Below are 22,007 nucleotides of genomic sequence, written 5' to 3'. Positions count from 1 at the left end.
AACAAGGCTGCAACCCCAACGAGAAAGGATGTTGACCATCACTGTGTAAACGGCCTTTCCGTTACCACAAACAGACTAATCCTACATACAGCAAAATCCACACGAACCTAAAATAGTGAGTTTAGTTTTAACCCCCATTTTGAGTTTGAGTGATGAAAAAAATCCTGCTAACAGTATTAGTTAGTTTATGTCTGGGCATATTATTGAATGCACTGCATCTCGCAGTGATCACTAATGGCCTTGTTAAACAAAAAATACACGACTTCAATAACTTCATTTCTGTGTTTGATGCTGCGCGAGACAAACTGCATATTACGGCAAGCAATATTCAATCAGAATTGAGCAAAGAGCAGGATGCTTCCATCGTCGAAAAACAAAATCGAGATGTAAAATATCTATTTAACGACAACACCATTGATCTTACCGATGTGAGAACACTCGATACTCTGACACAGCTCTACAACAGCGCCCCAGAGTTTGTGAATAGCCGTTATGTTAACGCTCTTAGCTACCTTTCATTCCACTCTAAATCTATCTTCTACAGTGTGAAACCAACCGGACGCTCGACTTACAAAGAAGAGATCAAATGCAGCACTTCCGAGTACTGTTCGTTCCTTTACGACAATAGTAAATCGAGTACTGGTGCCTACACTTACGACATTTTCGAGAACACTCAAGCTGGCGGAATCACACTGACGCTTTCCACCGCAATTACGCACAACGGTGAAAAAACAGGTAGTTTGGTTTTAGATATCCCAGTTAACGAAGCCTTTAACACTAAAGTACTGATTGAAAAGAAATATGAGAATGGGAAGAACATCTATGTGTTCTCAACCACTAAGAATCCTCTTTTCAACTATCACGAAAACTACAACATCGACCAAAAGAACATTCTTAGGTTAAAAGTTTCGTATCTTGAGCTCTGGTTAAGCAAAGCCTACTTAACGGTTGTGTATTCGCTGATCGTCTTCTGCATGATCTTCATGATCATCAACAAGCGTGATTTCGATAAAATGGCCATGAACATGGTTGAGCGGAAAGAAGCCTTCTACGATGAAGGTACAAAAACCTACCGCTTTGAGATAACTAAGACTCGCCATTTGGAAGATGTCGTCAACGGCAACGAAGTGAACTCTCTGATCCTAATTAAGTATGATTTGGATGAAGCAAAAGAGCATAACGCTCATTTGGTCGCACAAAAATTCATGGTGGATACCGTTAGTTCCTTTATCCGAGCAAGTGACTATCTGATCAAGAATCCAAAACACGAAGATGAGTTGATCATGCTGCTGCCTAAATGTTCAACTGAAAACGCAACTAAGATATTGAACAAGGTTTTCTACAACCTTAATGAAGAAACCTACTCAGATAAGAAACTGAAACTCAAAGCAACACGTGTCATTGCCAACCTTCAAAACACCGCAAGTATTGATAACTTGCTTTCTATCGCTCAAAAAGAAGTGATTAAAGAAGGAAATGAGCGCTAACCGCTCTCCTTCCTCTTCCCCCACATACACAAAAGCTCTGCGATTGCAGAGCTTTTTATACCCCTCATTAAAACTAAATACCTATCAAGGAACATCTGGTTGTCGTTTGTTTCAAGGCTACTCTCAGTGAAACCTAGGGTGCAACTCCATATCAGCTTGGAATATGACTGAGCAATCATTCGTTGATACTGAGAAAGGCTAACGATTGCGGCATAACTCACCTGCGTTCATCAATTCTACCTAGATTTACTGTATGTATTGGAAGTGAGGATTAGTGGTGGTTGCGTTTCACTGTGTAATAACGACAAGCTAACGCCAAACGCTAACAACAATAACAAGGCAAGCCATACACACACTGAGTACACATGGGATGGTGAGATGACGATGGCTTTTCATCACAAATGTGCGTTTGGGAATGGAGACAACCATACGGACAAACAGGTAGTTGTAGCCCAATAAGGTTGCGCCAATCATGAACATCCAAGAGGAATTCACATGCGCAGCAGTGGCGTAGATAACCGCCAGAAAATAATTAACTAAGGTCAGCCATGCAACCCAACGTCTTATTTGACGAAGAGTCGCATTGTTGACCTTATGTATGCTTCTAAACAAGTGTTAGAGCCTAATAGGATGTGGGTAGCTGATTGTCTCGAGCGGCTTTTGCGGCCTCTCTTTCCTGACGTTCAATGGTATCCATTACTTTTTTATCTGCCTCTTTACCCGCAGATTCAATCTTAGGTAGGTTCTTATACACTTCACTCAGTTGTTTCTGTGCGCTAGTAGTAAGAACAAACACTTCTATACGTCGGTTATCAGAACTCTTAGGATCTTCGGGGTTGAGTGGCGCAGTGTCTGCCATTCCGGATACCTGAAAGATCTGATCATTAGATACTCCGCCTTGAGTCAAGAAATAACGAGCCTGATTTGCACGGTTTGCAGACAGTTCCCAGTTGGTTGTTTTCGACCCCACGTAGCGACTCGCATCCGTGTGACCAGTAATAACCATCGCGTTGGTAACACGTTTAAATACTGGCGCTAAGTGCAGTAACAAATCCTGGTAGAACGGCGTCATATTAGCGCCACCACGGTAAAACATCTGCCCTTGCTCGGAGTCACTGATCATGATTTTCAAACCCTGAGGAGTCACCGTAACTTGAACGCTCCCCATACCTTGAATTTCTTCAATATGCTCTTCTATCAAACGTGCAAAAACTTCCAACTCTTGCTGACTGTCTACTTCACCTTCGATCAGAGAAGTATCTTCGATACGATGCATGTCAGATTCATGATTTGATGTAGCTATTTCTTGCAAAGTGATTGGGCTGACTGAGTTACCTAATCCATCGGTTTGCAATTGACCAGTCTGAAAATACTCAACTAGGTCCTGACTATCTTCAGAGTCCATAACAGACAAAAGCCAAAGAATGAGGAACAGACACATCATCGAGATCATCAAGTCAGCCATCGCCACTTTCCAACCGCCATGTGTTAAATCAGAACCTTTACTCTTCTTTTTTTTAATAATGGTTACGCCAGCAGTGCTCATAGTAAATTACCTAAGTCCTTCAAGCGCTTGTTCTAGTTCAGTAAAGCTAGGCTTAATATGGCTCTCAATGTGCTTACGACCCGCATTGACACACATATGTGGAGACAGGTTTTGCAGATAGCCCGTGATGATAGAGCGAATACAGTGAAGCGGTGCTACCTGTTCTTCTGCAATTTCGTGCATCGCGCTGGAAAGAGGGCCAAACATACAGTAACAACCAAAAATACCGGTAAAGGTACCAACCAGTGCGCCAGCAATACTCTGACCGATGATAGTCACATCTGCATCTAGGTTCTGCATGGTTAAGATAATGCCCATTACTGCCGCTAAAATACCGATACCCGGCATCGCTTCCGCCGTCGCATGCAATTTATTACCTGGCTTTTCATACTCTTCCATCAACACTTCGATCTCTTCTTCCAGTGCAGCTTCCAACTCATGTGCTGAGATCTTAGAACTGATAACTTGGCGGAAAGAATCGATAATAAAGTTTAGTGTAATGGAGTCCTTCATTATGGTCGGATACTTGGTGAAGATGCTGCTTGCTTCTGGGTTTTCTACATGAGTATCCAGTGCCTTTAAGTTTTGCATTTTCACTACATTGATCAATTCAAACATCAAAGACAACAGCTCTTGATAATAAGCTTTGGTGTAGATACTTTTACCAATAGTTTGTTTAATCTGAGACATCATTAATTTCAATGTAGGTACCGTGCACGAAATAATCAGACCACCTATAGATGCACCAAAAATAATAACAATTTCAGATATTTTAACAAGCGTGCCTAATCTTCCCCCATGAAGAACAAATGACACACCAATAACTGCTAATATCCCTACGAATGCCAATATTTGCTTCATTCTAAATTCTCTCCGCTCGAGATTTAATTACCTCGACACCTTTATGTTTTAATCTGTGAACTTTAACTTCACTTATTTCTAGAGCGAGTGCGGTTTCCTGAGTACTTAATCCCATTACATACATTAAATACATAACACGCTGAACTTCCTCAGGTAATTTTTCCAACTCTTGTTGAATAAATAATGCCAGCTCTTCTTTATTATCTTCTTCCGAATTATCAACACTGTCATACAGTTCAATATCATCACTTAATACAAGGTCAGACATCGCATCTAGATATTCCTGCGCTGTAATATTAAGCACTTTACAAATTTCAGACTGTCTCGGAGTGCGGCCAAGTTGCCCCATTAGAGCCGATTCAGCTTTCTTGATATTGTTTGCCAGTGTTCGGTTGTCACGACTTAAATAATCGCGAGAGCGAAGCTCATCTATGATGGCTCCGCGCATTCTTACAGTGACCGACTTAATGAAGTCTTCATTCACAATATGGTCAAATTTACGTAGCTCAGTAACAAACGTTATCAAAGCCGTCTGACGCAGATCTTCTAATGTATCTTCGTCTACTGCTCCTCTGTATCGCTTCAGTGAACGATTGATCAAAGGCAGATTAGAATGAATGGCCGCAGACTCTATAGCATGCCTATGAGCTGTGGGCTGTAATTCCGTCTTTTGGTACGCTTGTTTACCTAGCAACATTTATTGATATACCGCTTTGGTGACTAACACTTCCTTAACTCGCCACTGTTTTTCCTTTTTAAACATATAATCCAAATCATCTTGAAGATTCAAAATGAACATTTCATCTCGAAAATATTCTGCAGGTTTCAAGCTAAATACTTTCAAGATTTGGTTTTTAATCTTGGGGATATGAGTTTTTAACTCTGCTTCATTACTTTCCGGTGTATATAAGTAAAGATCTAACAACAACAAACTTTGACGCTTAGAGAAAGTGATCGGAATTAACATCCCATGTAATGGCACCTCAACTGTCGGTGTATTCAAATCAAAGTTCTGAGGTGCATCTTTGATAATTTCCACTTTTTGTTGTTCTGAAGAGTCGCCAGAAAACATGCCACCAACATTAATACCTGCGAAACTTAAACCGATAATTGCGCCAACGGTTAATAATACGGATGCTAATACCGCGATTACAATTTTCATAATATTACGCTCTTGCTAATTCATTGTTGTCGACATCTTGTACCGTATCTAAATCAAGGCCTGCAGAATTCTCTACAACCATAAATTCATCACCTGATACGAAATAGTCCTGCTCTGTGGTTTGTTGCTGATCACCAGAAACAGATACGTCGACATTTAAAAAGTTTTGTTCAACCAGCTCAGCTCTTAAGCGATCCGATGTCATCTGAATTGACTCTCGAGTTGTATTGGATGAAGCATTGATTTGAATATGAAGCTTGTCATTATCGAGTTTCACAACCAGCTCGATTTTCCCAAGGTCTGGTGGGTCTAAACGAATGGTCGCCGTTGGCGTTTTGGCGTTAACTTGCACACTAACTTTGTCAGCAATCGTTGCGCTTAAACGCTCACCTAACTCCTGCGCTGAAAGAGATTTATCCATAACCGCTCTAAACTGCAGGTTAGCATTAACCTCACTGCGAGCAGATTGAGAGTGATTATTTAACAATGCATCAGCGGATACCGTTTGCTCTTTTACCGCAGCAACGTCAATCAATCTGCTATCTACGATGTTTTGTGCAACCAGCGAACTCGTTGCCAATTGATTAGTCGCAACTTGAGCGGTTGTCAGAGAGGCACTGGTGCTCATCACGTTTGAAACTGCTGATACGAGAGAGTCTTTCGCTGAAGAAGACGCAGATACTGAAGGTTCCTTTGTCGCGTTTGCTAAGTGTGTTGTTGCGACAGCGACGGCCGTCAATGCAACAGCTTCGTCATTCATCTCCGCAGTAGCGTCGTCTGTTAGCGTTGAAACTAGATCAAGAATGTCACCGGATTCGGTTTCGGTTTCCGTTGAACCTACGCCCAACTCGAACTCTAAGGTTTCAGAGTCGGTCCCCAAAAGTAAAGCAGCGAAGCTCTGAGTCTCAGTGCCAGAAGGAAGGCTACCACCGAATCCCTGCTTGGCATTCAGCACGGAGCCTTCTGCGAGTGTAGTTGTATCTGTAGAACTATGGCTTAAACCATTAATCATAATTATCGACTTAATTGCGTTTTTTGATAGGCAAAGTCTCTTGCCCTATTGTTACCTAAGCTATCCATTTCTGCTTTGACGAGATCCCTTTCATTTTGAATAAACAAAGTTGCCTCTAGATGAACCTGTTTGAGCTTTGCAAGTACGTCCAGGTTCTCCTCTGCTGTTTGGTCCACAGCAGGTAGATGCTTTTGCAACAGATTTACGCTGCGCTCGATATTTTCAACGCTACGCTCATTAAGTGCACGTTGATAAAAAGCCAACAATTTGGTTAATTCTTGCTGATTCATAATCAAATTAGCTCAAAAGCTTCATCGCCCCTTCCCAACCTTCGCGTAAATCCGCGAGTGGTTGTTTCAGGTCTTTGATCACTTGAGTATCTAAATCTTTAGAACCTTTAAACACAGTTGCAATGCTGTGTTCATAAAGATTATGAATGTTTTCAATCAGTTCATTAGGATTATCCAAATCTAAGGACGCATCTAATGCCATCAGAATGTCGATGGCCTTTTGTGCTGATTTTGATTTCTTTAGGAAATCCTTCTCTTCGATAGCAAACACAATCGTGTCTAGCTCGATAGCTAAGCGGTCATGCAGCATACAAATCAGTTCAAAGGTGTTTGACACTGAAGCATTAGCTTGAATCTGCACATTGCTATATGCCGCTTGTTGTTGATTACCTAGTAACATTGTCTACCTTTAAGCAAATAGTGTTGAAATGGAGTTCATCGAATACATCATGTTATTCAAACTAGTAAATTGAGTAAGATAACGTCTGTAATACATTTCATACTTAGTATCGAGTTCATCTAACTTATCATTGACGCGCTCTTGTTGTAGGGAGTTGCGATCCCTCTTCGTCTTTAGAGAGCCTGTGTTGTAATCCGCATATTTTTCAACGGTTGATTCCATGGTCTTGAACAGACCGCCTTCACCAACAAATATTGCGTCTAAATCATAAAGTTCAGAGGCCTCATCAAACTTCTCCGCATCGAGTTCCAACTCGCCCTCTTTGTTGAGCGATAGACCCACTTCGAACAAGCTGACGCCATTGTACGAGGTACGAATTAGGTTCTTCAGTTCGCTAGTAATGCCACGAATTGAACCATCTGAAGCCAATACACCACGCTCTTCTGTCTCACTACCTGAGCGTGTTGCTTCATTCAGCACTTTCAGAGCTTCGTTATACGCAGCAACAAACTCGTTCAACGTTTCGATTGTGGCGGCACTATCAGGACCAATAGAGAAGTTTGTCGTATCATCGCCAGCGGCATTCGCTTTCGCGATAGTGATATCGACACCATTCACAACGTTTTCAAATGTGTTACTACTGTTAGTCAGTTCAATACCAGAGCCGTAATCACCCATCCAGATGATGGCATCACGCCCTTCTTTAATCACTTTTTGGTTAGCGGTTGTAAAAGCGTCTAGTTCTCCGGTATCTGCATGTGATGCCGTTACCGTAAACTGATTTGCAACACCCGTTTCCTCCGAACTAAACAACAGTTTCATGTCTCCGCTCGAACGAACTAACGAAGCACTAACACCGCCATCCATGGTTTTATTGAAGTAGTTAACCATTTCCTGATAAGAGACATTGCCGTCTCCATCATCGTCAGCCTCTGCGCCCAGTGTGATTTCTTTGTCCACACCATCAAAATTCACGGTGAGCGTTGTTTTACCATCCGCGACCGCAAAGATGTCTGAGGTTTCTGTACCCGTCGCGTTAACCGCTATTTGGTGCGATGCAGCCGTCTGTTCTACAAAAATATCCATGTTGATATTTTTTGCGTAACCTGCAGCGTTTACCGAGAAAAATTCTTCACTCGACTGAGTCACTGCACTTTGCGCGAGCGTACCTTTCGGCTTGGTAAACTTGTACAGGATGTTATCTAACGCATCCAAAGCATTATCGATTTTACCGAGCATGCTGTTTTGACTTTGCAGAGTACTCAACTGTGTTGAGTAACGGTTTTGAGCCGCATAAACCTCGTAATAAGCGAGTTGGTCAGCATATGCTGAGGCATCGATTTGCATAATTCTCTCCAAAAACGGCTCAACCGTTATGACAGATCTTTCTATTTATATGATAGGGCGTTAGCCAAAGTGGTAACATCTACCCCTGCTGATTCCTATGTAGGAATTAGCTTAGGATTGAAACCGCTACCTCTGGTGTTGTCTGCGTTCCCGTTAGCTGTTGAGCTCCATTAGGCTCCAACATGGTACTTTTGGATGCAGTACTTGCTTGTTGCACACTTTGGCTATCAGCTGTTGAGTGCGAGGCATATGCATCTTGCAATTGTGTATCAAGTTCGGCGCGAGTTTTCGCCAATTGACTCATCAGTCCGGCATCGCCAGATAAATGCTGCTTCGCGATAGGTTTAGAATCTTCCGTTAACTCGATTTTGCTTAACGTTTCAGCAATGGATGATATTTCACTACTGTTGAACTTAACCTTTACTTCTTTTTCTTCGCCAGTAGCTGATGTTGAAGAACCAGAAGCTTCAGGTGTATGAGCGTCTTTCAGCTGTTTATTTAAGTCTTTTAGCTGAGCCCGTAACTGAGCTATTTTTTCGTTACCTTGCGCATCGTCTTGGTCAATCGCTTCATTTAGCTGTGAAGCTACGCTTTCCATTTCAGATAAAACGCTCTTAGTATTTTGCATATGAGCTAAAGTGTTTTGCGCTTCTTTCTGTTGGTAAGCAGGTAAATTCGAACGCTCTGCTAAACGATCGGCAATTTTGATGCTTGTTTGCTCGTTGTCATCGACAACCGCGTTCACACGTTCATCAATATTATTGACAGCGGTACTAGGCTTATTCACATCCGCAGTTACGATATTCTGAGTCGTGAGATAAGCTTGATTATTAGTGGGGACAGAAATAATCATGATAATTTCCTTTTAAATGGTTAAATCAGCTTTTCTACACTTATTTATAACGACCTATTCAATAGCTTTATTTCGCTTAGATCATTCAAATCAATGGTTAAGGAATATTCCCACAAAAAAATGTAATAACTCTTAGCCAGCATTAGAAATATAAAAAAGCCAGCGACATGCGCTGGCTTTTACATTCAGAACTAATTTTAAATTAGCCTAACATTGACATTGCTAGTTGTGGAATGGTCTTGGTTGCACTTAGCATTTGAGCACCAGATTGCATTAGCATTTGGTTCTTAGACATGTTGCCTGACTCAGATGCGAAGTCTGTATCCATGATACGACCTTTAGACGCTTCTAGGTTCTCTGTCATGTTTGCTAGGTTGTTGATGTTGTGCTCTAGGTTGTTGATTTGAGCACCGAACGCCGCACGTGAAGCACCAACTTTGTTAATGAAGCCTTCTAGTGCTGTCATTGCTGATGTGCTGCCTGTTGCAGTTGCTAGAGACATTGACGCGAAGCCACTTAACGCCGCGTTCAATGATGCTAGACCAGTGCTTACTGCAACGTTTGTTGTCTCTGCAGTGGTTGAACCTGTTTGGAATGTTACTGCACCTTGAGCAAAGATACCTGATGTTGCATCAAGCAGCTTTTGACCACCAAAGTTAGTGTTCTTAGAAATTTCACCCATTTGTGAAGCAAGTGCTTTGAACTCTGCATCGATAGCTGCACGGTCTTCTGCTGTGTTTGAACCGTTCGCTGATTGCGTTGCTAGATCGTTCATACGGTATGCGATGTTGGTCATCTCATCCATTGAAGATTCTGCTGTTTGCATCATTGAGATTGCGTCTTGAGAGTTACGTGATGCTACTGACATACCACGAGATTGAAGCTCTAGACGGTTAGCGATTTGAAGACCCGCTGCATCATCTGCTGCTGAGTTTACACGGTAACCTGTTGATAGACGCTCCATTGAAGTTGATAGCGCGTTGTTTGTGCTGTTTAGCGTGTTTTGAGTAACTAGGTTAGCGTAGTTAGTATGTAGTGAAATAGCCATAATATATTCCTCTTAGAAAATTCGGTTAGATACTTTTCGTATCCTTTACACTATTTAATTACGGCTCATTCATTTCATTTATTTCAGAAAAAATAAAAATAAAACCACTAACAGAATATTCCTACACAAAAAATAATTATTCTTACAAAAGAATATATTTCTATAAGTAGATAGAATAAAAACCATTAAATAAGTGACTATTATAGAACGCAAAAAAAATAGCAGTCTTGTAAAAATTAGAGGCATAAAAAAGCCAGCGACATGCGCTGGCTTTTACATTCAGAACTAATTTTAAATTAGCCTAGCATTGACATCGCTAGTTGTGGAATTGTCTTCGTTGCACTTAGCATTTGTGCACCAGATTGCATTAGCATTTGGTTCTTCGACATGTTGCCTGACTCAGATGCGAAGTCTGTATCCATGATACGACCTTTAGACGCTTCTAGGTTCTCTGTCATGTTTGCTAGGTTATTGATGTTGTGCTCTAGGTTGTTGATTTGAGCACCGAACGCCGCACGTGAAGCACCAACTTTGTTAATGAAGCCTTCTAGTGCTGTCATTGCTGATGTGCTGCCTGTTGCAGTTGCTAGAGACATTGACGCGAAGCCACTTAACGCCGCGTTCAATGATGCTAGACCAGTGCTTACTGCAACGTTTGTTGTCTCTGCAGTGGTTGAACCTGTTTGGAATGTTACTGCACCTTGAGCAAAGATACCTGATGTTGCATCAAGCAGCTTTTGACCACCAAAGTTAGTGTTCTTAGAAATTTCACCCATTTGTGAAGCAAGTGCTTTGAACTCTGCATCGATAGCTGCACGGTCTTCTGCTGTGTTTGAACCGTTCGCTGATTGCGTTGCTAGATCGTTCATACGGTATGCGATGTTGGTCATCTCATCCATTGAAGATTCTGCTGTTTGCATCATTGAGATTGCGTCTTGAGAGTTACGTGATGCTACTGACATACCACGAGATTGAAGCTCTAGACGGTTAGCGATTTGAAGACCCGCTGCATCATCTGCTGCTGAGTTTACACGGTAACCTGTTGATAGACGCTCCATTGAAGTTGATAGCGCGTTGTTTGTGCTGTTTAGCGTGTTTTGAGTAACTAGGTTAGCGTAGTTAGTATGTAGTGAAATAGCCATAATGTGTACCTCTCAGGAATTTAACTAAGGATATTTTCGTATCCCTTTCACTTATTAGTTACGGCTGGGTGATTTTATTTATTTCAAAAAAAACGAAGATTAAAGTATTAACGGAATATTCCTACAGGAAAAATAATTAATCTTACAAACACCAGCCAAAATAATAAAAGCCAACTATAAGGCTGGCTTCTATTATTGATATTAGAATGGCATTACTTAAACATATCGAACCTGACAGGATCTCCATAACTGCAATCACACTTCGCTTCTTTACCGAGAATGTCATCAAGATATTTAGGAGCAATTCCGTTGCCCGGTCGAATTGAACGGACGTGGTCATGAGTGAATATTTCGCCTGCTTTTATGTCTTGAACTATATAAAGTGAACGTCTGAACTTTACGTTCCCTCGTTCAGACTCTGTTCTTTGATAATTGATTTGCCCTAATGACTGCCAAGCAGTTTTTGCGTCCCGACATAAATTTCGCAGCTCTCGAGGTTCTAATGAAAAACTATCATCGGGACCACCACCATTTCTATCCAGAGTGACGTGTTTCTCAATCACACATGCTCCCAGAGCAACCGACGTCACCGCAGTAGCGTTATCAATCGTATGATCTGAGAGTCCCGCGAGTACGCCAAAACGTGATTGCATATCTGCAATAGTGCGCAAATTATATTGCTCTGCTGGTGCTGGGTAACCACTCACACAATGCAGCACAACTAGTTCAGAGCAACCGTTTTGCGTTGCAACGTCAATAGCTTGTCTGATTTCTTCTTCATCAGCCATTCCCGTTGACATTATCATCGGCTTACCAGTTTGAGCGACACGCCTAATAAGCGGTAAATCCACCAACTCAAAAGAAGCGATTTTATAAGCAGGAGCATCAAGCTCTTCTAACAAATCTACTGCTGTGAAATCAAAAGGAGAGCTAAAAATGGTAATACCTAATTCCGCGGCTTTTTCAAATAAGGGTTTATGCCATTCCCATGGCATATGTGCACCTTTATACAGTTCGTAGAGTGTTTGACCATCCCATAACCCACCCTGTATTTGAAAATCTTCCTTGTCCGATTTTATCGTGATCGTCTCGTGAGTATAGGTTTGTAGCTTGATAGCATCTGCGCCAGCCATCTTGGCTTCTTCCATTATTTGGAAGGCTCGTTGAATGTCACCATTATGATTCGCAGATAGTTCAGCAATAATATAAGGGGGAAAATCAGGACCTATTTTTCGTCCGTCTATCTCAATGTAAGAAGTCATATAATGCTTAATTCCGAGGTTCACGTATAAAAGTCTCACTCGTCAATCTTCTATACTTGGCGTTTAAAAATAACTTCTGCGATGCTTGGTTGTCTTTCAGAACAGTGGCTTTTATCACTAGGTCAGAATGACGAGTATCGACAAGCCTCAAAGCTTCGGTTGCAATACCTTTCCCATATCGAAAAGGGTCAATGAAAATAGATATCACATAGTCTTGACCACTTTTATCAAGTCGAACCACGCCTACTTTTGAGCCAGTAGATATCTCGCAAATCATGTAAAAGAAATCGTTGTGTGACTTTAGCTTTGCATTCATCCATGCCAAATGTTCTTCCCAACTAGGCACATTCGGATTCAGCGCAAAACGGCGAGTATTTGGATGACGTTGCCACTCATAGACAATAGAAATATCGTCTATGCTGGCGGGAACAAGCTTATATTGATTTTCAATCTTTTGAAGAGGATGACAAAGATTGACCATCTCTGAAACCACCCTATTTGCCCCTAAACCGTCGCAGATTCTTAAATTTGCATCTACGTACTGAGGCCAAGAGGTTGTAATCAGGGTTAGCTTATCCACTAATCCGCTATCTATTTCATTCAGTTGAACAACTAGAGCAGCTCCAGCCGCTTCTAACTGTATGGATGTCTCCCTTTGATTTTCCGCCAATGGAATAACGATATTTGGCAATCCGAGGCAAGCTCTTTCCCAACTCGTTGTTCCTGGAGCTCCAATGGCGCAGTCATGGTCTAACATCAGTTCAGCCATGTTATTGGAGAAATCCAGATGGGTGACGTTGGGGATTTGCTCACACATGGTTTTCACTTGTTGGTAATGTGGCGATCTTGGGCTAAGTAAAACAGTGAAATTAGCCCTGTATGTACCAACAACTGCATTTATCACTTGAGAGGTCGCATTCGGCAAGTCCACCCCACCCATAGAGATCAGAATGCGCGGGATATTGCCACTCATCTTTCGACAAAAGGCCCGATTTCTGTATTTAACAAATTGTGGGGATAGCAGTGCGTACGAAGTACCAGCAAGAACTCGTTCACAGGTTGGGTAGTCGTTGCTTTTACGTCCAAGCGTTTGATCAATAACTAAATCAGCACTATGAATCCTGCGTAAGTCATCCAAAGCAACCAGTTTACATTGCAAAGCCTCACGCACTTTATCTTGCCATATATGGTCTATAGCGTAGTGATCCGTCACAACAAGATCGGCATGATTAATATTCGATATAAAGTCCGCGGCATCTTGTTCTTGTGGCCGTTGTAACCAAGCGGAGTAGTCCGCGTCATGCTGGATTGCGATCGGATTTTCAGGTAGTGAAAGCTGTAAAATGGGAAATCCACGTTGTTCTATGATCGAAAACAGATTTCCTTCGAGAGGTAGGCAAGCAAAAATTACTTCATGCCCAAGGCTTTTTAGCGCATCGGCCAAAACCAAGCAACGCATGATGTGTCCACTTCCAATCCAAACAGACGCATCAGCCCTAATCACTACTCGCATATGATTCCTTAGATAATGAGAACAAAGCTTCCGCAAACACCCAATCTTCTAACGTATCAATATCTTGGACTCTGTGTCTGGGCAGAAGAACCACTCGTGAGTGTTCAGAGAAAATGGCTTTTTTGGTCATGAATGCCTCTTTCTTTCCCCAGTAAAACTGTCCTGCATCATGATACGCTTCTTGCAAATCTTGTGAACGGACCATTTCGTTTTCAGGAGAAAACATACTTACAGAGCCATTTTCAGACAGCTTTATCGCTCTTTGAATCGGAAAAGAATACGTTGCTGCACTAAATACGAATTCAACATTCCCACTGTTTACTAATTTCTCATAGCCCTGTTTTAAGTCGCTTGCTGTAACAAATGGAGCCGTTGCGTATATACAACATACATGGTCAATATCGTCTCCGTTGCTTTCACACCAAGTGAGCGCATGATGAATAACGTCCATTGTTGTTGCATGGTCATCCGAAATCTCGGCAGGACGTATAAAAGGCGTTTGTGCACCGTATTGTCGAGCAATCTCGGCAATCTCTTTGTCATCAGTGGAAACAATCACTCTATCAAAGCAACCAGAATTTAAGGCGGCTTCTATTGAGTAAGCGATCATAGGTTTGCCGTGAAAAAGCCTAACATTTTTGCGTGGTATACGTTTACTGCCACCACGAGCAGGAATAATCGCCAATTTCATAAGTTATCTTTCTGAACTTGGGATAATAGTACTTGAGATAAGACTTCAACCACCCGCCCCTGCTGTTCGTTTGTCATACCGTGAAACAGAGGCAGAGAAATCGCTTCTCGATAATATTGCTCAGATTCGGGAAAATCGCCGTTTCTAAAACCCATATTTTGGTAATAAGGCTGTGTGTGAACAGGTATATAGTGCAGATTCACTCCAATACCGCTGGCCCTAAGCGCATCGAATACTTGCTTATGGGTCAAAGAGATGTCTGCAAGCTTTAAACGCACCACATATAGGTGCAATCCTGAATAGGTGTTATCCAATTGATGTGGAAGAACGAGCGGAAGATCGACCAATAGCTGGTTATATCGGCGAGCCAAACTATGGCGAGCTTCAACGAACGACTCTAAACGTTGCATTTGAGTAACACCTAATGCCGCCTGCAACTCAGTCATTCGGTAGTTATAACCCAAGTCAATTTGCTGATAATACCAATCACCATGGCTTTCGCCCTGCATAAGATCTGTATCACGAGTAATACCATGACTTCGCAAAAGCGCCATTTTATCAGCAAGTTTTTTATCGTTGGTTACAGCCGCACCACCTTCGGCAGTGGTAATGATTTTCACCGGGTGAAAACTGAACACAGCGATATCTGAGTACTCACAATTCCCAATAGGCTTGTCATGATAGCGACCACCGATTGCGTGGGAAGCGTCTTCAATCACTTTAAATCCATATTCTTGGGCTAGTTTGTGAATCGCTTGCATATCACAAGGCTGGCCACATAAATGCACTGGTACAACGATTTTAGGTAACATACCTTTTTGTTTGGCAACGATTAGCTTTTGCTCTAAAGCTTTCGGACACATGTTATAAGTCGAACGATCAATATCGACAAAATCTACCTTTGCACCGCAATACAGGCCACAGTTAGCTGAAGCGACAAAAGTTATCGGAGAAGTCCAAAGCCAGTCGCCTTCACTAAGACCTAAAGCTAAGCATGCAATATGCAGTGCAGAGGTTGCGCTATTGACCGCGAAGGCATACTTAACACCAGTGTGTTGCGTCAGCGCGCTTTCAAACTCAGGAACCTTGGGACCTTGAGTTAGAAAATCCGATGTCAAAACCTCAACAACCCCATCGATATCTTGTTGAGTAATCTCTTGCTTACCGTAAGGAATCACGTTCATCTCACACTGAAAAATTCGGGTCGACGTGCTTTACCACCAGCTCGCGCAGACTTTCTACGGTTTCCCACTCCGTATTAGTCCCGGAATTATATTTAAATCCAAACGGCACTTTTTTAGCTTTGTGGTGAGCTAGATATTGCTCTTCTGAATACGTGAACGACACCGATGGTAAAATTGCGTAGTATTTTCCGAGATCGATAGTATTTAGAGAGTCAGTATCAGTGATCATCTCCTCATGCACTTTTTCTCCTGGGCGAATACCAACCATACGGATTTCACATTCAGGAGCAACGGCTTTGGCTACATCTAAAATTTTGTAAGACGGGATCTTAGGAATAAAAATCTCCCCACCAAGGTGATGCTCAAGCGCGTACATCACCATATTTACACCATCTTGAAGGGATATGTTGAAGCGAGTCATCTCTTCATGAGTAATTGGGATAACGCCTTCTTCGCGCTTTTTCATAAAGAAAGGAATAACTGAACCACGTGAGCCCATAACGTTACCGTAACGGACAACACTGAAACGTATTTGTTTCGAGCCTTTGATATTGTTCGCGGCAGTGAACAACTTATCAGATGCGAGCTTTGTTGCACCGTATAAATTGATGGGCGCACAAGCTTTGTCTGTTGACAGTGCAACGACGTCTTTAACGCCACACTGCAACGCAGCTTGGATAACATTTTCAGCACCATCAATATTGGTACGAATACACTCGGTTGGGTTGTATTCGGCAGTATCCACTTGCTTTATAGCAGCAGCGTGAATGATGACATCGACCCCTTCACAAGCTTGAATTAAACGATTCCCATCACGAACATCACCAATGAAGAAGCGCAATTGAGGATAGTCATATTGCGGATATTTTTGTTTTAGTTCGAATTGTTTTAGTTCATCACGAGAAAATACGATTATTTTTTTTACTTGTGGGTACTGGGTCAAAATGGTTTTTATAAACTGCTTACCAAATGAGCCAGTTCCACCAGTGATTAATACGGTTTTATTATTTAACATTTAAATTTGATCTCAATTTTGACTGTAATACTGTATAAGCAGCATTAACTGATCACATTTCACATTGAAGATATTTGCTGCAACATTTCCGTATCATCTAAAGCATGTATCTCAACGACATTTAGTTGTCGGTCGCACGATAAAATAGCCTACCGAGATAATATAATTATCTCGTAAACATCATCATCAAGCGCTATTACGCTGTTGGAATCATCCAATTCTTACAGTGAATTAATAGAACAACTACATAGCATTCTTAATCAATTAGCCATTAATCCTAAGTTGCTATTAACAACCACTATTTAACGTTTCAATATGTACGTCAGAATATTTTTCAACATCATTAACGACAAAATAGTAAACAACTGCGCAATTCGTGCGAAGAGAGTGTCCATTGGGTAAAAAAGCAAGGGCATAAGCAGTTGTACTAATAGAAAGCAAACGACTTAGTTGTATTTGGTCAATAACGCATACTGCTTCTGAACAAGTAGTATCAAAAAGGCTGTTGTTGTTATATGCATTGCCTAGATAAGAAAAACTATTGTCCATTAGATGTTCCAACTTATCGTCCCATATTTCATGAGGGTAACCGTAGTATGTGCGTATGGAGATTCCGTTGACATCTGTTTCCGTTTTTCTCTGTCCATCGGTCCCTTGGAGAACAGATTTAAAGTACACGCCGTCAACAACCAGCTGCAATGACGCTTTAATACCTTTCATTACACTGGCTTTTGCATCGTCTTGTAAGTTCAGAAAACGCGGCGCAGCCGTCACACTTAGTATGCCTAAGATAACAATGACGATAACCAACTCAATTAATGTGAAACCCTTTGCCGTTTTCATTTACTCGCTCTCAATCAACATACCAAAATAAATGGAGAGCATTTTTTTACTCTAAGAGCGTTTAAAAATCTTGCGGATTAGTTAAAGTCATCCAAGACTTACACCCAATTAATCCTAGTCAAACCCGTTGTCATCCATCATTCCTACTTATAGATATCTTCTTCTGATAACAGCCATACAAATATAAAGTGACGGCGATATTTGTTTTCAAAAAACATCTTCTATATACGAACATACAATCAGAATTGTCTGATGGTTTTCCCTGCTCATAGAAATAAAATGTTAGGTCGTTTATCGATATTTCCCTTGCTACTAATAAGCACGGCGTCAGTCAGATTTAGTGTGGTTGATGATTGATATAAGCCATTAAACATCAATACGAAGGTTTTATGAGTACAGAGTTTTATAACAGCAACATCGTAATATTGAAGCACCGATTTCCTGAATTAGCCGAAGCTATAGAGCAACATGATATCAGCCACCTCGAATTTGAAGTGATCGAACGTCAGTGTGCTACATTGGCAGTCAATGGTATTCAATTAAGCAGCGCTTATGACCCTGTCGAAGAAGCGCTCGCCTATCGCAGTACCACTTCAGGAAACATTTACCATATGTGGGGATTTGGTATTGGTTCTGTGCCCGAAGTTCTGCTGAATGATAAGAACCTTAAAAAGATCCATATCTACATCTATAACCTTGATGTGATCAAGTTGGTGTTAACTCTAATGTCAAAACCGTGGTTTGATGATGAGAGGATAGCTCTGCATTATGTGCATAAAGACATGCCGAATAAGCTCAAAGCACTTGAGTGTTTATTTGTAAGTGACAGCTTCATCATCAATGCAGACTTGCACTTGTTAAAATACGCTAAGTTAGACTTAAGCTGGTTAGTTCATAGAATTGAAAATCGACTATTAACCGAAGTTGTTAACCGTTCACATACCAGCAAGGAAGGTTGGGAAAAGCTTAATAAGATAGATAAAAGCAACTACCCACTCCTAAAAAATATGCCCGTCATCGATCACCTAATTGAGAGCAACCATTTTAAAGAAGTTCTCTGTCTCGGCGCAGGCCCTTCACTGGATGCGGAAATCGAAAAGGTTAAAGCACTGGCACTCAAACCTAACCGTCCACTGTTCATGGCACCTTCCACAGCCTTAAATGCCCTGCTCAAACACGGTTTAAAACCAGATATTCTGTTTATCATGGATATGGGTGTAAAAGCGGAAAGTATTCCGTTTAACAAGTTCCCTAAAACAGCGACTTTAATCGGGTCAAGCCGAATTCAGAAAGACATCTTTGAGCAATGGAAAGGTAAAAAATACTACTGCCACATGGTTGATGAAACCTTTGACGACATTAATGAGAGATTACCTTCAAAGTATCGTTTAAGTGTTATGGGTTCCGTCATTCATCCTATGACAAACCTAGCGATTTTATTTGGCGCGAAAACCATTCGCTTCGTCGGTTGTGACTTTGGTTTTCCCGGTGAAATCCAGCACGCATCGACTGTCGATAATTACGAAATAGACATGAGTGTCACTATAGAAAATGGGCATGGTGAGATCATTAAGTCCTCGCCGACCTATCGCCTATTTTGTTCTGGCATTGAAAACCTTATCGCTGCATCACCTCATGTTGACTACATCAACATGAGTCGCATTGGCGCTAAAATTATTGGTGCTCGTTATGAAGACGGGGAGAAATAAAGTGGAATCCTTTGATATAGAATCAAACTTGAAGCAATCTGCGGTTGCGTATTATCGACACGAATACAACTTGGCATCACTGTTGTTAAAAGGCTGTTTGCGTCGACTTTCTTTGCTTCCTCTCAACGCTGAGCAGGCTAACTACCTAAACAGCGCGATTGAAAAGATAAATGCCACAGTAAAAAGATGCGACTATACGGGCCTAGCTGACATTATTCACTTTGAATTAATCCAAGAGTTCCCAGGTTTCAACTCTTTACTGGAAAGCGGCTCGGAAAAATAAGACTTATTTTTGATTCCTAATAGTAGCTGTCAATTAGGTTGTTAGTTTTAACTAACCGCCTAATTGATACCCTGCCTTCCACTATACACCTCTCACGCTATCCTCTGCGGACAAATTCTCGCCGCCCCCTACAGGCATTATCGGAAATGTCTGATAGTTTGCGTTGACCAATAAAAATAAAATATCTGACCTTATTTCTTATCTTTCATGCTGCTTAGTAATGAAAGTGAACACTAACTAGTGAACCTAAGACATGTTAAAAGGCTTACAGATATTCAATTCTAAACTCGCGATTCCACTCGTGCTGTTGATGATACTGGCGATGGTTATCTTACCGTTGCCGGCATTGTTGCTCGATGGTTTCTTCACTTTTAACATCATGCTGGCCATTGTGGTCTTGCTGGTAAGTAGTACCGTTAAGCGAATTCTCGACTTCTCCGTATTCCCTTCGTTGCTGTTAATTGCAACCTTACTTCGTCTAACACTGAACGTTGCCTCTACCCGTATCGTACTGCTTGAAGGTCACAACGGTGGTGATGCTGCCGGTAAGGTTATCCAATCGTTTGGTGAAGTGGTTATCGGCGGTAGCTACGTCGTTGGTATCGTTGTCTTCGTTATCTTGATGATCATTAACTTTGTGGTTATCACCAAAGGTGGCGAACGTATTTCAGAAGTATCGGCTCGATTTACCCTAGATGCTTTGCCGGGTAAACAGATGGCGATCGATGCCGACTTAAACTCAGGCAACATCGACCAAGAACAAGCTCGCGCTCGCCGTAAGGAAGTGGGTGATGAAGCAGAGTTCTACGGCGCAATGGATGGCGCGAGTAAGTTCGTTCGTGGTGACGCCGTTGCAGGTTTGATGATCCTGTTCATCAACTTGATTGGTGGTGTACTGATCGGTATGTTCGAGCACGGTCTAACCGTTAGCGAAGCATTCCAAACCTACGCACTGCTTACTATCGGTGACGGCCTTGTCGCTCAGATCCCATCGTTATTACTTGCTGTATCAGCGGCAATCATCGTAACTCGTATCAGTGATAACGAGAACGATATGGCTGAGGTGATCAACAAACAGATTCTTGCTTCTCCTTCAGTGCTGTATATGACGGCTGGTGTGATGTTTATTATCGGTAGTGTACCGAATATGCCTCACCTCGCTTTCTATAGCTTCAGCGTTACCGTTGGTTTCGTCGCTTGGCGGCAAAGCAAAAAAGATGACGGCGTAGATCTCTCCAAAGCAGAGGTTGAAGCACCGCTAGAAAAAACCTCCCTGAAAGATCACCCGCTAGATTGGTCTATCATTCCTGCCGTAGATGCCATTGCTTTACGTCTCGGTTTTAAATTGGTTCCTCTCGTCACTAACAAAGAACAAAATTCGTTGTTAAAGAGTATTCGTGGCTGTCGTAAAACACTGAGTGAACAAATTGGCTTTGTGATCCCAGAAGTCGTGATTCGCGATGACTTAGCGCTAAAACCAGCTGAATACGTTATTTTTGTCGATGGCGATGAAATTGAACGCGGTGAAGTATATCCGGATATGCTGATGGCTGTAGGCCCGGGTGTTACGTCTGCCAATATTGATGGCACGCTTGGTGTTGACCCTGCGTATCGCCTTCCTGCGCTCTGGGTATCAAAAGAAGACAAAACCAAAGCGATTAACTTAGGCTTTCAGGTGATCGACATTCACGATGTGATTGCGACTCACGTGAGTAAAGTGTGTACTGAACATCTTGATGGCATCTTTAACTATGATGATGTGAAAGCGCTGAATAAGCGCCTGTCTTATGAACATCCAGAATTAGCAGAAAGCTTATCAAATACCTTAACACCGAACTTGCAGATGATGGTGATTCGTCAGCTTCTGGCTGAGCAAGTGCCAATCATCAACATTCGTACGATAGCAAACACCTTGATTGAGAGTGGCGATAAGATTAAAGACCCTATTCTGCTTTCATCGAACATTCGCGTAGCGCTGAAACGTACCATCTTGAACCTAGTATCACCAAACTCGAAATCACTCAACGTGTTTACTCTAGGTGGTCAGGTTGAACAAGACATTAAAGCTGGGATTACATTAGCTCAGCAAAATGACCCTAACACCCCGCTCGATGGCGTTCCGCTTGCACCTGAGCTGCTACAAAAATTCCAGAACCGCATGCCTTCCATTGTGCAAACGATGCAAGCACAAGGTATGACTCCGGTATTGTTAGTGACACCAATGGCTCGTCCAATTGTCAGCAAACTGGCTCGCGCATTTGCCAAAGGTTTGATTATTCTGTCGTTTAATGAAATTCCTAACGAATATCAAATCAATCCGTTAGGTCAAATCGACTAAGTGCAAGCGTCCAATACACAA

At 41.9% G+C, this 22,007-nt stretch carries 22 protein-coding genes; 4 read left to right on the top strand and 18 right to left on the bottom strand.

Going from position 1 to position 22,007, the window contains the following annotated elements:
* Positions 1 to 149 precede the first annotated feature (149 nt).
* Positions 150 to 1,487 carry a hypothetical protein gene (locus L3V23_RS12200; RefSeq protein WP_146029433.1) on the top strand — a complete coding sequence of 446 codons (1,338 nt, stop codon included), beginning with the start codon at positions 150 to 152 and terminating at the stop codon, positions 1,485 to 1,487.
* A gap of 309 nt (positions 1,488 to 1,796) precedes the next feature.
* Here L3V23_RS12200 and L3V23_RS12195 read toward each other — a convergent pair whose 3' ends face one another.
* The 18 genes from L3V23_RS12195 to L3V23_RS21385 form a co-directional block, all read right to left on the bottom strand.
* Positions 1,797 to 2,099: a hypothetical protein gene (locus L3V23_RS12195; RefSeq protein ID WP_146029434.1), complete on the bottom strand. Its 303-nt coding sequence runs from the start codon at positions 2,097 to 2,099 to the stop codon at positions 1,797 to 1,799.
* A gap of 10 nt (positions 2,100 to 2,109) precedes the next feature.
* Positions 2,110 to 3,033, bottom strand: coding sequence for an OmpA family protein (locus L3V23_RS12190; RefSeq protein WP_102964355.1), 924 nt, complete (start codon positions 3,031 to 3,033; stop codon positions 2,110 to 2,112).
* Between the two features lie 6 nt (positions 3,034 to 3,039).
* Entirely contained in the window at positions 3,040 to 3,894 is an 855-nt protein-coding gene (motA, locus tag L3V23_RS12185; protein WP_102967156.1) for a flagellar motor stator protein MotA, read from the bottom strand.
* 1 nt (position 3,895) lies between these two features.
* Positions 3,896 to 4,591 (bottom strand): sigma-70 family RNA polymerase sigma factor, encoded by a 696-nt coding sequence (locus tag L3V23_RS12180; protein ID WP_102967157.1) that lies wholly within the window; start codon positions 4,589 to 4,591, stop codon positions 3,896 to 3,898.
* A complete protein-coding gene (locus L3V23_RS12175; protein ID WP_102967158.1) occupies positions 4,592 to 5,056 on the bottom strand; it encodes a flagellar basal body-associated FliL family protein in 465 nt (154 codons plus the stop codon).
* 4 nt (positions 5,057 to 5,060) lie between these two features.
* A complete protein-coding gene (locus L3V23_RS12170) occupies positions 5,061 to 6,068 on the bottom strand; it encodes a flagellar hook-length control protein FliK (RefSeq protein ID WP_102967159.1) in 1,008 nt (335 codons plus the stop codon).
* A 2-nt stretch (positions 6,069 to 6,070) separates the two neighbouring features.
* Positions 6,071 to 6,358, bottom strand: a complete 288-nt coding sequence (locus tag L3V23_RS12165) for a hypothetical protein (RefSeq protein ID WP_102967160.1) — start codon at positions 6,356 to 6,358, stop codon at positions 6,071 to 6,073.
* 7 nt (positions 6,359 to 6,365) lie between these two features.
* Positions 6,366 to 6,758 (bottom strand): flagellar protein FliS, encoded by a 393-nt coding sequence (locus L3V23_RS12160; RefSeq protein ID WP_102967161.1) that lies wholly within the window; start codon positions 6,756 to 6,758, stop codon positions 6,366 to 6,368.
* 9 nt (positions 6,759 to 6,767) lie between these two features.
* On the bottom strand, positions 6,768 to 8,105 hold the full coding sequence (fliD, locus tag L3V23_RS12155) for a flagellar filament capping protein FliD (protein ID WP_237292383.1): 1,338 nt from the start codon (positions 8,103 to 8,105) through the stop codon (positions 6,768 to 6,770).
* 106 nt (positions 8,106 to 8,211) lie between these two features.
* The gene (locus L3V23_RS12150; RefSeq protein WP_102967163.1) at positions 8,212 to 8,958 is read right to left on the bottom strand and encodes a hypothetical protein; all 747 of its coding nucleotides are present in this window, start codon (positions 8,956 to 8,958) and stop codon (positions 8,212 to 8,214) included.
* A gap of 202 nt (positions 8,959 to 9,160) precedes the next feature.
* The gene (gene lafA, locus L3V23_RS12145) at positions 9,161 to 10,006 is read right to left on the bottom strand and encodes a lateral flagellin LafA (RefSeq protein WP_188234028.1); all 846 of its coding nucleotides are present in this window, start codon (positions 10,004 to 10,006) and stop codon (positions 9,161 to 9,163) included.
* A gap of 296 nt (positions 10,007 to 10,302) precedes the next feature.
* The gene (gene lafA, locus L3V23_RS12140; RefSeq protein ID WP_188234028.1) at positions 10,303 to 11,148 is read right to left on the bottom strand and encodes a lateral flagellin LafA; all 846 of its coding nucleotides are present in this window, start codon (positions 11,146 to 11,148) and stop codon (positions 10,303 to 10,305) included.
* A 212-nt stretch (positions 11,149 to 11,360) separates the two neighbouring features.
* On the bottom strand, positions 11,361 to 12,410 hold the full coding sequence (pseI, locus tag L3V23_RS12135) for a pseudaminic acid synthase (RefSeq protein ID WP_102965606.1): 1,050 nt from the start codon (positions 12,408 to 12,410) through the stop codon (positions 11,361 to 11,363).
* 7 nt (positions 12,411 to 12,417) lie between these two features.
* Positions 12,418 to 13,923: a UDP-2,4-diacetamido-2,4,6-trideoxy-beta-L-altropyranose hydrolase gene (gene pseG / locus L3V23_RS12130; protein ID WP_102965605.1), complete on the bottom strand. Its 1,506-nt coding sequence runs from the start codon at positions 13,921 to 13,923 to the stop codon at positions 12,418 to 12,420.
* Positions 13,907 to 14,614 carry a pseudaminic acid cytidylyltransferase gene (gene pseF, locus L3V23_RS12125; protein WP_102965604.1) on the bottom strand — a complete coding sequence of 236 codons (708 nt, stop codon included), beginning with the start codon at positions 14,612 to 14,614 and terminating at the stop codon, positions 13,907 to 13,909. The genes pseG and pseF overlap by 17 nt, the downstream gene beginning before the upstream one ends.
* Complete coding sequence (gene pseC / locus L3V23_RS12120; RefSeq protein WP_102965603.1) at positions 14,611 to 15,798, bottom strand: UDP-4-amino-4,6-dideoxy-N-acetyl-beta-L-altrosamine transaminase; 1,188 nt, start codon at positions 15,796 to 15,798, stop codon at positions 14,611 to 14,613. Before pseC ends, pseF begins: the two co-directional genes overlap by 4 nt.
* 1 nt (position 15,799) lies before the next feature.
* The gene (gene pseB, locus L3V23_RS12115; protein ID WP_102965602.1) at positions 15,800 to 16,813 is read right to left on the bottom strand and encodes a UDP-N-acetylglucosamine 4,6-dehydratase (inverting); all 1,014 of its coding nucleotides are present in this window, start codon (positions 16,811 to 16,813) and stop codon (positions 15,800 to 15,802) included.
* A 288-nt stretch (positions 16,814 to 17,101) separates the two neighbouring features.
* Entirely contained in the window at positions 17,102 to 17,656 is a 555-nt protein-coding gene (locus L3V23_RS21385; RefSeq protein WP_102965601.1) for a prepilin-type N-terminal cleavage/methylation domain-containing protein, read from the bottom strand.
* A 389-nt stretch (positions 17,657 to 18,045) separates the two neighbouring features.
* Between L3V23_RS21385 and L3V23_RS12105 the strand changes: the two genes are divergently transcribed.
* The 3 genes from L3V23_RS12105 to L3V23_RS12095 all read left to right on the top strand — a co-directional run bounded on the left by L3V23_RS12105 (position 18,046) and on the right by L3V23_RS12095 (position 21,986).
* Entirely contained in the window at positions 18,046 to 19,365 is a 1,320-nt protein-coding gene (locus L3V23_RS12105) for a 6-hydroxymethylpterin diphosphokinase MptE-like protein (protein ID WP_102965600.1), read from the top strand.
* Position 19,366: 1 nt separating this feature from the next.
* On the top strand, positions 19,367 to 19,648 hold the full coding sequence (locus L3V23_RS12100; protein ID WP_102965599.1) for a hypothetical protein: 282 nt from the start codon (positions 19,367 to 19,369) through the stop codon (positions 19,646 to 19,648).
* 253 nt (positions 19,649 to 19,901) lie between these two features.
* Positions 19,902 to 21,986 (top strand): flagellar biosynthesis protein FlhA, encoded by a 2,085-nt coding sequence (locus L3V23_RS12095; protein ID WP_102965598.1) that lies wholly within the window; start codon positions 19,902 to 19,904, stop codon positions 21,984 to 21,986.
* Positions 21,987 to 22,007 lie beyond the last annotated feature (21 nt).

The sequence above is a fragment of the Vibrio sp. A1-b2 genome (assembly GCF_021726015.1).
Classification (GTDB): Bacteria; Pseudomonadota; Gammaproteobacteria; order Enterobacterales; family Vibrionaceae; genus Vibrio; species Vibrio diazotrophicus.
The sequence above is the reverse complement of the archived record's forward strand: the minus strand, read 5'-3'. Positions and strand labels throughout refer to the sequence as shown.

Bases quoted from the DNA above. Each gene is read 5' to 3' on its own strand.
- L3V23_RS12190 (WP_102964355.1), bottom strand. From the start codon at position 3,033: ATGAGCACTGCTGGCGTAACCATTATTAAAAAAAAGAAGAGTAAAGGT.
- motA (WP_102967156.1), bottom strand. From the start codon at position 3,894: ATGAAGCAAATATTGGCATTCGTAGGGATATTAGCAGTTATTGGTGTG.
- L3V23_RS12180 (WP_102967157.1), bottom strand. From the start codon at position 4,591: ATGTTGCTAGGTAAACAAGCGTACCAAAAGACGGAATTACAGCCCACA.
- L3V23_RS12175 (WP_102967158.1), bottom strand. From the start codon at position 5,056: ATGAAAATTGTAATCGCGGTATTAGCATCCGTATTATTAACCGTTGGC.
- L3V23_RS12170 (WP_102967159.1), bottom strand. From the start codon at position 6,068: ATGATTAATGGTTTAAGCCATAGTTCTACAGATACAACTACACTCGCA.
- L3V23_RS12165 (WP_102967160.1), bottom strand. From the start codon at position 6,358: ATGAATCAGCAAGAATTAACCAAATTGTTGGCTTTTTATCAACGTGCA.
- L3V23_RS12160 (WP_102967161.1), bottom strand. From the start codon at position 6,758: ATGTTACTAGGTAATCAACAACAAGCGGCATATAGCAATGTGCAGATT.
- fliD (WP_237292383.1), bottom strand. From the start codon at position 8,105: ATGCAAATCGATGCCTCAGCATATGCTGACCAACTCGCTTATTACGAG.
- L3V23_RS12150 (WP_102967163.1), bottom strand. From the start codon at position 8,958: ATGATTATTTCTGTCCCCACTAATAATCAAGCTTATCTCACGACTCAG.
- lafA (WP_188234028.1), bottom strand. From the start codon at position 10,006: ATGGCTATTTCACTACATACTAACTACGCTAACCTAGTTACTCAAAAC.
- lafA (WP_188234028.1), bottom strand. From the start codon at position 11,148: ATGGCTATTTCACTACATACTAACTACGCTAACCTAGTTACTCAAAAC.
- pseI (WP_102965606.1), bottom strand. From the start codon at position 12,410: ATGACTTCTTACATTGAGATAGACGGACGAAAAATAGGTCCTGATTTT.
- pseG (WP_102965605.1), bottom strand. From the start codon at position 13,923: ATGCGAGTAGTGATTAGGGCTGATGCGTCTGTTTGGATTGGAAGTGGA.
- pseF (WP_102965604.1), bottom strand. From the start codon at position 14,614: ATGAAATTGGCGATTATTCCTGCTCGTGGTGGCAGTAAACGTATACCA.
- pseC (WP_102965603.1), bottom strand. From the start codon at position 15,798: ATGAACGTGATTCCTTACGGTAAGCAAGAGATTACTCAACAAGATATC.
- pseB (WP_102965602.1), bottom strand. From the start codon at position 16,813: ATGTTAAATAATAAAACCGTATTAATCACTGGTGGAACTGGCTCATTT.
- L3V23_RS21385 (WP_102965601.1), bottom strand. From the start codon at position 17,656: ATGAAAACGGCAAAGGGTTTCACATTAATTGAGTTGGTTATCGTCATT.
- L3V23_RS12105 (WP_102965600.1), top strand. From the start codon at position 18,046: ATGAGTACAGAGTTTTATAACAGCAACATCGTAATATTGAAGCACCGA.
- L3V23_RS12095 (WP_102965598.1), top strand. From the start codon at position 19,902: ATGTTAAAAGGCTTACAGATATTCAATTCTAAACTCGCGATTCCACTC.